The organism is Bacillus sp. 95MFCvi2.1, from assembly GCF_000374965.1.
GTDB classification, from domain to species: Bacteria; Bacillota; Bacilli; order Bacillales; family Bacillaceae_G; genus Bacillus_A; species Bacillus_A pseudomycoides.
In genome coordinates, this window is the sequence record NZ_KB895729.1 from 17,890 (window position 1) to 29,209 (window position 11,320).

The following is an 11,320-nucleotide window of genomic DNA, read 5'->3' on the forward strand; positions in this document are numbered from 1 at the left end:
AAAAGCTCATTTTTTCGTTTTGGGGTGGATTTGTTTTCTTAAGTTGATGGGCATGGGGCACCATATCAAAAAAAGAAAATTGTACGTTTAGACATAATTTAGACACATTTTATCCGGTTCCCTGTACGTTAAGGGATTAGTTTGTATATTTGAGGACATGTACTAGACAGATGTGAATTTAGGGGAATCCAATATTTTCTATTCAAATATGATAGAATAGAAATATATACAAAACGGAGGAAAAACAAATGAACTCAATCACAAAACAGTTTATTAATGATATCCGGCAAAGAAAGAACAATTATTTAGAAAATGTATTAATAGCAATACAACACCCTAAAAAAGAGCAATCTGAACAGGTCATTCAAAATATAGTAGAGAAGATGGATATGATGATTAGTTTAGTTACTACTTACATGAGGATTGAATCAGGATCTATGGAAGAATTAAAAGAACTTCAGGAAGAAATTATTCATGCTCAAGCATATATTCAAAAAAGAAAATTTGAAGAAACACAGAGATAAAACCCTGTGTTTTTATTTGATCGTCTATGACGCCAATCTGTTATAAATCAAATTAGATGTAATTTGATCATTGTTTTGGCATAATCCATACAATTTGTTGAATACGTACAATATACGGTACCGTATCTTCAATGAGCAAATGATCTGGTTTCACATCCTTTAACTTTCCTCTTACATTACCTCTTACAGTTTCAATAACCACAAGTTTACCAATTACTGATTGTAATGTCTGATATACGTAGGGGTTAGGTACACTTACCATATTTTGTTCACTAAAGTCATTTTCCTCCAAATAACTCATTCTATAAGACTCCTTTCTAACTTGCATTCTTTCTCCTAATATATGATATAAATCTTATAAATATGCTAGAAGGATAATTCATTATATGAACGAAAATAACATTTTAATAAGGTACGTTTTCTATTCCTAAATTACTAAAAAATTATTAATATAAGATTATTTTTTAGTAATTAATAGGTACTGATATAGGGATATTTTAAATGTACATTTAGGTTGTTCTTTTCAAGATATTTATCATTTTAAATACGCCCTTTATTAGAATACTGCTCATACTTTTTTTGAGATCCTTTAGTAATACGTGCGTTAAGTAAAATTGCTAACAACAAAAACACTCCATATTTTCCCCCTGTAGCTCCTATGATAATCACACTACTACAAACAAGTACAATTAATAGGAGAAACGAAACTAAATAAATACGGTTATAGTTCTTTGACATCTTCTCGTATTTTATGCGTTCTTTCCTTGCATCCATCTAAATTCCTCCTTTAAATTATCTATTTCACTATAAAATAAATATCGCTCTTAAAAAGAAAACAATCTATCGTTTCAAATAATTAGTTTGTTTTTTTATCAACTAATTTATATAAGATAAAAAGAAATACTACCAATATTAAGCTTTCCACCATGATAATCCCGACCCTCTCCTTCCTTTTAACCCCATCACATCCGATGAAATTTATGTATATCCTATTATTATCAGCAACAAACAAAAAGGATCTTCCCTTCGCGTAAAGGCTGATCCTTTTCTTCGTTCATTCAACTATTTTTAGCTATTCTTGATTAATTAGAATAACAGCTGGTCCATCTACACGAATTCCACCAACTTCGATTTTTTCATAAGGCTCAACTGTAATAGAAATGATCCCTTCTCGCTTCTTTAATTCATTACTTAATTCTTTTGTTAACATTTTTTTCATGTGTGCACTCCTTCTTACTGCTTAATTTACTGTTGTTATGTAAATGAAATTTAAAATGGTTTCCTGGTCAGGAAACCATTTTCTTGTAGTTGACCATATGGTGTTATCAATTCGTTTATCAATTTTACGTAAAGAAGATAAACAATTATTATTCACTTTTTCAGTAGATGTAAGAAATTCTTAAAGATAGAGATGAGATTGATTGTTTTTTCTTCTAGAAATAATGACTTAGATATATATACCTAAAACAATGAAAGCCCTACCCCTCTTTCATCCTTACGGCTCCTTGTCCGTGCCAGTGTGAATCAGGATTGCAAAAATCAAGTGACTATTTGATCGAGTTATTTGATGAAACTTCAAACGTTCGTAAAAAGAAATTTAAATAATAAAAATGGATTAGATTGTAGAAATAACAAAAGAGGTTAATGCTCTAAAAGTGAGTTGAAGAAGTTGAATGTCTTTGAAATGATTTACTTTTAATAATAATCATATTCCCAAAAAATTCAGGATATTTTTTGGGGATGTAATACATTATCTATAATGAACCTTAACAGAAACTTTTTAATTGATTTTCAGTGATCCCTTTAATTAATCCCAGTTCACTAATCAAAAATTCATGTGCGTTATCCAACATTTTTTTTTCGCTTGTATTAAGTGCTTTTTCTTTCTTCATACGCATTAGATCACGTACAACTTCAGCACCTTCTTGTATTTCACCCGTTTTTATTTTGTCCGTGTTTACTTTATATCTTTGTTTCCACGGGAGTAATCTATCTGATTCTCCATGCTGAAAAATGTGTATGATGTGTTTTAATGCAAGTATATCAGTAACTGGACGTATACTCGAACTCAATATTTTACCCGTAGGAATCAAGACTTGCATATTACTGATTGACATTTTTATGACATAATACTGTTGTTTTTCCCCTGAGAATTCTTTTTCTTCTATGGCTTCAATTATACCTGCTCCGTGCATTGGATAAACAATGTTATCGCCAATTTGAAACATATAATCCACCTCCATATATGGTAACCTTCTTAAGCTTAACATATATGTTATTTTTTATCAAATATTTAATAATATCATAAATTTACTTTTAGTGTCAATTGCTTTTTCTTTAAAAATTAAATTAAGTAAAACGGCCACAAAATAATAGGGAGCGTGCCAGATTTCCAATAAAGAGAAGGGGAATTTCCCCGCGTATATTCTGAAACCTCTACTAATTAACGTAGATCAGTTTTCCCTTGAAAACGACCAAATCGATCCCGTATTTTTTTCAATCTTGTGTGGTACTCCAAAATCTCAATTCTTGCTTTTTCAGCTAGAGGTGCAATTGGTCGTAAGTCTTTTAACCCCCCAATAATCCACTACTACATCAAGTACTTGATCAAAATATTGCAGCGGCCCATAGTTAGCTTCTTTTGCAATCACAGCCATTCTATTTTCAAAATCAGGCATGACAGCACCTGGCATTTTAAAATTCATAATCACATTGGCAATATGATAGCAATAATTAGGTTCCAATTCCAAATGTGTTCGAATGACGTCTCGATAAAATGCATAATGAAGAGTTTCATCTTTTGCAAGACGGCGTAATAATGTAGCAAGATCTGGATCATGCTTACTTGCAACCTTAGCTACATTATTGTAAAACACCATCGTTGCAAGTTCTTGTAGCGTCGTATACGTCATCGCTTCGATTGGTGTATGAAAATCAGGTTCAAATCCACCCTCAACGACTGACTTTCTTAATTCATGTAATCTTTTAGGGTTCACACTTCGAGTGTACTGACCCCTGTCAAGTAGACAGTAATTAAAACGCATAGTTAAGAAGCCTGAGTTCGATATTCGTATGGACTCAGGTTTTTTAATTTCTTTTGAAAACGATGATAGTTATAAAAATGAATATATTTATGTACGGCAAGTTTAACTTCTTCTACTGAACGAAATGAACTCAGATTAAAACATTCCGCTTTGAAATGACTGAAGAAATTCTCCATACAAGCATTGTCCCAACAATTCGCCTTTCTAGACATACTAACTTTCATCTTATGTTTTTTTAGGAAATCATTATATTGGCGTGAAGTATACTGGAAACCTTGATCACTATGTAAAAGAATCCCTTGTACGTCTCGTCGTTTTTTGGCCTTGTTTAGCGTATCAATAACTAACTGTATATCATGACGATGGCTAAGATGATAAGCCACAATTTCATTATTATAAAGGTCCTTTATGGCAGACAGATATAGCTTTTTCCCATTGAAAATAAGATACGTAATATCTGTTCCCCATTTTTCATTTGGTTGTACAGCTTTGAAATCTCGATTTAAGTAATTCTTTGAGACTACACATGCTTCTTTTGATACAAAATAAGGTCGTTTTTTTCTGATAATCGCTCGAAGCTTCATCCTATTCATTAGCCTTTGAACTCGCTTATGATTTACAATGAGCTCGTGTTTCATCCTTAACCACACAGTTATTCTTCGATATCCATAGATACCCTTCACTTGTTTATAACATTCCATAATTTTTTCTTTTATTTTTCCATCTTCTATCTCCTTCGGAGAAGGATTGCTTTGTCTTTTTAACCACTTGTAGTATCCGCTTCTAGATACTTCCGCAATTTTACATAGTAGCTGTATTGAACGCATACCTTTGGACATTTCTTGTATCACCTCATATTTTTTGTATGCCGGTACAGCTTTCATCCCTCCTTTTACATTCCCAATAGCTTTTTTAGCATTTCGTTCTCTGTTTCTAGGTATTTGATTCTTTCTGTAGGATCCTTTGGACAATTTCTAGGTCTCCCTTTTTTTCCTCCAGTAGCCTTTCCACGTTTTTCTTCTAAACCTTTGATTCCCTCGTCTTTGAAACGTTTTACCCATCTACGTACGTTTTTTCATCAATGCCTAATTCTTTTCCTATTTTGGTATGCCCCATGCCTTCTTTAAAATATAAATCTATCGCTTTTTTCTTAAATGTTTCATCATATGTTCTTTTAATTTTCCCCATAAAAAAATCCCCCTTATAATAGACAGGATATAAAGCTTTCTTTTTCTGTCTACTATAGGGGGATCATATCACTTATGATTCGGTTTTCTATCTATTTGCGCTAAGAGATTCTCCAAACTCAGATTGATGATGTCGCTTAGAATAAGTAAAATCACTGTTTTGTGCACCGAGGACTATGAAATGAACGAATTTAATATTTTTCGGCACCAACCATCCCAATAGAGTAAAGTCTATTGGGATAGATTGTTGAACCTGATGTAAAGGTATTTCACAGCGTCTCATGGGACTTGTTTCAAAATAGGAGAGAGAATTTAAGAAAGGTAGGTTATGTCTTTATTGTGCAAATTAAAGATTATGAAATAATGCATAATTATCAAAAAAATACATGAACCGAATATTAAATGTAGTAAAATATTACTTGTGGATATATTCTATAAAGCAGATTCGTTCTTAAAAGAGGAACACATCAATAAACTAACTTTATAGATGTGGCGTCACTCTACATCGATCTCAATTCTCTTGTATTTGTACACTAACAATCTGGTATAAATAATTGATTCTGTTTTATAGGATGTGTTTACACGTATAGGTGGGGAAAATACGGATATATTCATATTAAATTGAAATGGTTCAAGTCAGAGAAAGACACTCGAGAGGGTGTCTTTTCTTATTAGGAGTCACCATACATACCCTTTAATTTAAGAAATTTTAATACCCCTCAAGTACTAAAAAACGTTATCCTTTCTTAACAAGCTAGACTAGAAAGGATGACGTTTTTTTATGAATCTCTCGATTCATGGTGAACTACAACCATTTGCCGAAGAATTACAACGATATACCGTTTCAAAAGGTACCCCTTTTGGTATTACGCAAATTAATGCCAACATAGCATTCCAAAACATCAAAAATATATTTTAGGAACGTTATTAAAACATTAATACCTTTCGGTACATGCTTGCTTATCCTCAAAGAAATCATCCGTTTGTAAAGATACACCTTTTTAAACGCCCGTTCGCTTTTTAGGACGGTTCATTTGTAAAACTCACCAATTGTGACTTTGCGCATAAATAATATAAGGATTAAATACCTGATTATTTACAATATTTAGTATGAATAATATCAATTTACTATAATATGTAATTTATGTAAAATTGATATTAAGCTAAACTCTTCTTTAAATTCTTGCCCCTAACATGGATTTAAAGACCATGCTACTTTTAGCTACAAATGCGTAAAAAGAAAAAAGCCAAATCTATACAGAATTTGGCTTTTTTCTTTGGAGTTCATGTAAATAACAACTTGAACCCACTACTCTTTTTCAAATGTAATTGTATTTTAAACGTTTTGTTGTTAAATTTTTTAACTTATCAGGAAGTTCCGGGTGAATATTTGGAACAATCTTTAGCCTATGATCTTGCCCCCTAACTACTTGTATATAATAGAAAGTAAAACTAAGTTCATGACTTTTTATAATTTGTAAAATTAATCAATGGAACTTACTTGTAAATATTCATCACAGAAATAAATACCAATAATGTCGTTTAAAAATTATATCTCTCTTTTTAAATAAAAAACTAAATAAATTTATAATAAATAATCGTTGCATCTAATTCACCATTCGGAGAAATTGCATACCCCGGTATTTTGCCGGATTCTTGATAGTCTAACGACTTGTACAATCTATTGGAAGGATCTCCTTCTCTAGTATCTAATACTAAAAGAGACCTGCTTTCTTGTTTTGCTCTTTCTTCTGCTTTTTGCATAAGTGAACGTCCAATACCGTTACGTCTAAAGTTTGGATGAGTCATTAACTTACAAATTTCAGCTCTGTGGATTCCATTTGGCTTTGTAATTAAATGCAATTGAACACTGCCTGCCACTTTATTGTTTATTTTGGCAATAAACAATATCACCTCTGGTGCTAAGACAGTTTGCCAATACTTTGTCGATTCTTCTTGTTCCAGTGGAGGTAAAAAACCTATTGACGCTCCATCATCTACTACGGTTTTCAAAAGTTCAGAAAGCTCTTCAATATCTTTATCAAGTAGTTTAATCTCTTTTATTTCTAGATTTTGCATTACTTCTCCCCCTTTTTCCTAATTGTACCATTTGAAAGGAGTGATATGTTGTGTAATATTTGTTGCATATCATATTCATGATCGGTTAACATAACGTCTCATTATCAGTAGTCAACGATGCATAATTTTTTCGTTCTGGGGGTAATTAAAAATCTTAGCTTGATGGCGATGTGGTGGTACCCCATCGCTATCAAGCTAAGGTAATATCAAGTCAATTCCAAAAGGAATTTTTCACTTTTTATAGGGGACCAGTATAAACTATTTAAAAATTTGCATACAAAATAAACCCTAACGGGTTTCATTTTTTTTAATTAAGCCGCTTGATTATCCGACATGGTACAATTATAAACGACACCTAATATATCAAAGACTGTTTTTTTCTCGTATCGATGCGATTTTCGTCCGTTGTGCTGTAGGAGGTTAAACAGACGAAGAAAAATCTTTGATAGTTCCTGGGTGTCTTTTTGTATGGTTTGGAACAGAAGAAAAAAATAGTCTTTAATCATATATATAGCTTTATATTCACTTAGCTCTTGTTTCCTCTTCATGAGAAGTAACTTCCGCATTTGAAACATAATAGAGGAACAGAGTAGAATGGCAATTAGTTGCCCATACAAATGGCATTCCAATCGCTCTCGTTTTATCTTTTTACAGTGATGAATGTGAAAGAATGATTTCCACGTTTTAAATAAAATTTCGATTTGCCAACATAAAGAATACCAATCATGTACTTGTCCCATTGGGACAATATCTGTAGGGGTGTTTGTCATATATACATTGATACCACTGAGCCGTTTACTACGAGGAGAATACTTCATTCCTTTCTTTTTTTCTCTTACAGTTTGATCTTGTAATCGTTTTTGTTGTTGTTCTTTTGTTAGTCGATGAACAATCACACGAGTTGGGATTTTTTTGATAAATACGTGTATTCGATTTGATACGAGAGATATAGTAAGCCTTTTTATCGTGTATATGTTGTAGATCTTTCAAATGAAAATAACCTAAGTCTCGAATACATAAATCATTCGCTGTCACTGTCGGAACACATAAAGAACCGTAGGTTCGATCATGTTGTTTACCTGGACCTGTATGAATATGTAGGAACTGCCCACTTAATAGATCATATTCAAGTTGAATCTTTACCCCTGCTGTATGACTGCATCCTCCGGCACCTGGATAAATGAATGAAAAGAGATCTGGGAGTTGAAATGCAGTTGAATCTAAAATCCGAATACGCTTGAAAATAGAAGTATATGGAGAAGAGATCGGCATAGATGAGGCTAATTTTTGATTTAGTAGTTCAGCTAATATGTGTTGTAAAAATTGGACAGCCGCGTTATTAAATCGTTGATTCAGCCCCTCGGGACTGATGAGCACTTCTGTTGATGCCTCTAAACAGCTAGATAACTGAGTTAAAGAAGTTGTAGCGATATTTTGACTCATCCATACACATAAAGCGACTAAATCTTTTGCTTGGTACTTACTGGTTCTTTGTACAAAACCAACATCTCTAGCAATGTCTCGTAAGATATTTGGAGATAAGAACCTTTGAACTTCTTGAGCAAATAGTTGTAATTCATCAGATACAGAAATAGACATACAAAAAAGCCATCCTTTCCTATAATTCTAGAAACAGGATAGCGGTTTTTTATTTTTTTAGAAAATGTTTTGTTTCTTTATTGACAATAATCAGAAAAAACAGTTATGTTTATGTCAATAAAAACTGACTAGTCAGATGAAAGGAACATGTTAAATGACACAAAAAGATATATTAATTCTAAATGAGTATGAACAATTAAAATCATTAAGTGATTCTTTAAGAGTTCAAATCCTTTCTTTTTTGATTGAAGAACCTCGTTCAGGGCAACAGTTGTCACAAATTATTGGTTTGTCTCGTTCGAAAATTCACTATCACTTACGTGATCTAGAAAAAAATGGTTTAGTCCAAATAGTAGAGGAAAATAAAAAAAGAAATATGACTCAAAAACTATATCAAGCGGTTGCTAAAAGTTTTATCCCCTCTAATAACTTATTACCTTTTCATTCGGAATATGGAGAGAGTCGTAGGTTATTAACCATTGCAACCTTAGAGAGAGCAAAGAGTCGTGCTTTATCAGCTCCTGAAAATGCTTTTTTAACACAGTCTGAAAAGCCAGAAGAATGGGCTAGAATATCAAGTCAAATAGAAATTCGCACAACAAAAAAGCGATTTGAAGAATGGGTTGCTAAGTATCATGATCTTTTAAAAGAACTCCATGATATTGATGAAATTGAGAATAGTGACGCGGAATGGTTTTATTTAGCCACAGTCGGATTCCAAGTAGATGAGCCTCATTTTAAGGAAGGGGATAAAGATGAGTGAACCTGTTTTACAAAAAACTGCAGTCACGACAAAAGTAAAATCTTTATTCAAACAAAAATCTTTTATATTACTTTGGATTAGTACCATCTTCTCTGGGTTGAGTTTCAGTATGTTTTATTTTGCTGAAGCATGGTACGTTGTTCAGGAGTTAAATTTAGAAGCTTCCTTAGGGATTATTTATATTATTGGAGCAATTCCTCGGATCTTATTTATGTTGTTAGGCGGCGTGTTAGCTGATAGACTAAGTCAATCGAAAATAATGTTTTTTTCAGACTTAACAAAAGCCATATTAATTGGAGGATTAGTTTTATTGTTATTATTTACAGGTGAGATACATCTCTGGACATTAATTATTTTTGCGTTATTTTTTGGTGTTTTGGATGCGTTTTTCTGGCCTGCATCTAGTTCTATTACTCCCGTTATTGTTCCAAAAAAATTTCTAACAAGAGCGAATTCAATTATTCAGACTACAAGTCAATCTACTTCAATTTTGGGTCCAATGATAAGTGGATTTATAATTGTTGGATTTGATTATACAGGGATTTTTAGTTTGATTACAATCCTGCTGATTTTAGGTAGTTGCTTTATATTTTTTATTAAAGTTAATAAACAAGTTGTTAATACTCAAGAAAATAAGCATCATTTGCTTATAAGTTTAAAAGAGGGAATTAGCTATGTTAGGAAGGCACCAATATTAATGGCTTTTATTTTAAAAACATTATTTTTGAATCTTTTTTTCGTAGGTCCATTAACTATAGGATTACCGATTTTTGTTAAAAATATATTGGAAGGAGAAACAATAGACTATAGTTTTATAATGTCGTTTTTAGCTATCGGGATGGTATTAGGCTCTATTATCCTTGGTATTATAAATCTCAAAAGAAAGAGAGGAATTCTTAGCCTAACATCACAAATGTTTGTAGGACTTTGTTTCTTGATATTACGTTTTAGTAATGAATTATGGCAAAGTGTTGTTATTGTTGTTTTTTTGGGGATATCAATGACAATTTCTAATATATGTGCTGTTTCTGTTGTGCAAAATGAAGCTGAATCAGAAATGATTGGGAGAGTAATGAGTATTCAAACAGTCTCTTCCATGGGATTAACACCCATTTCCTATGGATTGACTTCATTAAGTCTTTCACTTGAGATAAATATAAAATTTATTATTATGGTTGGTGCCTTATCTTTAATAGCATTTACCTTATATATATACTTTAAAATTCCAGCATTACGAACTGTCGATTAAATCATTAATTATAAAATATCTTTAGGAAATGAATACACTACTGAATATCTAAATCAATAGGGTGTAATTGACTATAGAGATACGAAATTTTCGTTTGGGGGTATTTGCTTTTCTTAGGTTGATAGCGATGTGGCGGGACCCCACATCCATAGTAAACACCTCCTAATAAAAAAATCCCATAGGTGTTTTGCAAATCCTTTAATGATCCATCGACTACAATCGTACATATTTTGCCGACGCTTGTCGTTTGCATAGACGCAAGAATAAAAAATCAAATAAAAAAGATAGAGATACAAATATCTCTATCTTTTATCAGTGGGGATGGAAGTTTCACTTTATTCTTTTTATCTTTAACTTCATTATATTTACCGTGAATTCAAGTTTATCAACAATCCCTTTTTCAAAAGTTTTATAAAAAGCATTATTTGATATTGCAATAAAGAACAACATAAGAAAAAACACTTTTATATTCCCATCTACCGAAGTACCTTTAACTCCCCATTCCTCCAGTGTTTTCCCTCCTATATTTACTATAGAAAACGCCCCAGAAATATATGTAGCAAAAAAATGTACCTGATAAAACCTTTTTAAAAATGTATTTGAATCATGTCTCCAAGTATAGATAAAGTGTAAAATGAATGAAAATATAGCTGACAATATACTAGATACTATTAACATACAAATAAATATTTCTACTGAATCTGGCTCTATAAACCTAGTAATAAATGAATCTGCAAAAGTAATAATATCCATTCCGAATATTACTGCAAAAAAATACAAAATCAAATAATAGAAATAAACAAACATATTACTCATCTCCTGAAAAATAATGAATTTTAAATTGCTCTTAGAAGTCAGCTGAGATACGTGTAAAA

Annotated in this window: 13 protein-coding genes and 2 pseudogenes; 4 read left to right on the forward strand and 11 right to left on the reverse strand. The window is 31.9% G+C overall.

The genetic code is table 11. The features are described from left to right. Window positions 1–248: 248 nt before the first annotated feature. On the forward strand, window positions 249–524 hold the full coding sequence (locus tag C568_RS0127730; RefSeq protein ID WP_003202922.1) for a hypothetical protein: 276 nt from the start codon (window positions 249–251) through the stop codon (window positions 522–524). Window positions 525–591: 67 nt separating this feature from the next. Here the strand turns inward: C568_RS0127730 and C568_RS0127735 are convergent, their stop codons facing one another. From C568_RS0127735 to C568_RS32215, 7 genes and pseudogenes are all read right to left on the reverse strand, one after another. After that, window positions 592–825, reverse strand: a complete 234-nt coding sequence (locus C568_RS0127735; protein WP_003202925.1) for a YuzF family protein — start codon at window positions 823–825, stop codon at window positions 592–594. A 239-nt stretch (window positions 826–1,064) separates the two neighbouring features. Then, the gene (locus tag C568_RS0127740) at window positions 1,065–1,298 is read right to left on the reverse strand and encodes a hypothetical protein (RefSeq protein WP_018767989.1); all 234 of its coding nucleotides are present in this window, start codon (window positions 1,296–1,298) and stop codon (window positions 1,065–1,067) included. Between the two features lie 298 nt (window positions 1,299–1,596). Then, window positions 1,597–1,743 (reverse strand): BC1881 family protein, encoded by a 147-nt coding sequence (locus C568_RS34455; protein WP_000738547.1) that lies wholly within the window; start codon window positions 1,741–1,743, stop codon window positions 1,597–1,599. A 547-nt stretch (window positions 1,744–2,290) separates the two neighbouring features. Further along, window positions 2,291–2,752 (reverse strand): CarD family transcriptional regulator, encoded by a 462-nt coding sequence (locus tag C568_RS0127750; RefSeq protein WP_018783411.1) that lies wholly within the window; start codon window positions 2,750–2,752, stop codon window positions 2,291–2,293. A gap of 215 nt (window positions 2,753–2,967) precedes the next feature. Beyond that, window positions 2,968–3,529: pseudogene (locus tag C568_RS32210) on the reverse strand (acyl-ACP desaturase); the annotation flags it as partial. 41 nt (window positions 3,530–3,570) lie between these two features. Next, window positions 3,571–4,539: an IS3 family transposase gene (locus C568_RS0127760; RefSeq protein WP_018783412.1), complete on the reverse strand. Its 969-nt coding sequence runs from the start codon at window positions 4,537–4,539 to the stop codon at window positions 3,571–3,573. After that, window positions 4,461–4,756 (reverse strand): annotated as a pseudogene (locus C568_RS32215) (transposase). The gene C568_RS0127760 and the pseudogene C568_RS32215 overlap by 79 nt, the downstream one beginning before the upstream one ends. A 780-nt stretch (window positions 4,757–5,536) precedes the next feature. Here C568_RS32215 and C568_RS34925 point away from each other — a divergent pair. After that, window positions 5,537–5,674, forward strand: coding sequence for a hypothetical protein (locus C568_RS34925; protein WP_018783413.1), 138 nt, complete (start codon window positions 5,537–5,539; stop codon window positions 5,672–5,674). Window positions 5,675–6,330: 656 nt separating this feature from the next. Here C568_RS34925 and C568_RS0127775 read toward each other — a convergent pair. The 3 genes from C568_RS0127775 to C568_RS35880 form a co-directional block, all read right to left on the reverse strand. Then, on the reverse strand, window positions 6,331–6,834 hold the full coding sequence (locus C568_RS0127775; protein ID WP_018783414.1) for a GNAT family N-acetyltransferase: 504 nt from the start codon (window positions 6,832–6,834) through the stop codon (window positions 6,331–6,333). A gap of 311 nt (window positions 6,835–7,145) precedes the next feature. Beyond that, the gene (locus C568_RS35875; RefSeq protein ID WP_018783415.1) at window positions 7,146–7,652 is read right to left on the reverse strand and encodes an IS4 family transposase; all 507 of its coding nucleotides are present in this window, start codon (window positions 7,650–7,652) and stop codon (window positions 7,146–7,148) included. Then, complete coding sequence (locus tag C568_RS35880; protein WP_231399070.1) at window positions 7,633–8,433, reverse strand: IS4 family transposase; 801 nt, start codon at window positions 8,431–8,433, stop codon at window positions 7,633–7,635. The genes C568_RS35875 and C568_RS35880 overlap by 20 nt, the downstream gene beginning before the upstream one ends. 154 nt (window positions 8,434–8,587) lie before the next feature. Here C568_RS35880 and C568_RS0127785 point away from each other — a divergent pair, with 154 nt between their 5' ends. Both C568_RS0127785 and C568_RS0127790 read left to right on the forward strand, forming a co-directional pair. After that, on the forward strand, window positions 8,588–9,196 hold the full coding sequence (locus C568_RS0127785) for an ArsR/SmtB family transcription factor (protein ID WP_018783416.1): 609 nt from the start codon (window positions 8,588–8,590) through the stop codon (window positions 9,194–9,196). Beyond that, a complete protein-coding gene (locus C568_RS0127790) occupies window positions 9,189–10,445 on the forward strand; it encodes an MFS transporter (RefSeq protein WP_018783417.1) in 1,257 nt (418 codons plus the stop codon). The genes C568_RS0127785 and C568_RS0127790 overlap by 8 nt, the downstream gene beginning before the upstream one ends. A gap of 330 nt (window positions 10,446–10,775) precedes the next feature. Here C568_RS0127790 and C568_RS0127795 read toward each other — a convergent pair. Then, on the reverse strand, window positions 10,776–11,320 hold a 545-nt coding region (locus tag C568_RS0127795), incomplete at its 5' end, for a hypothetical protein (RefSeq protein WP_231399078.1).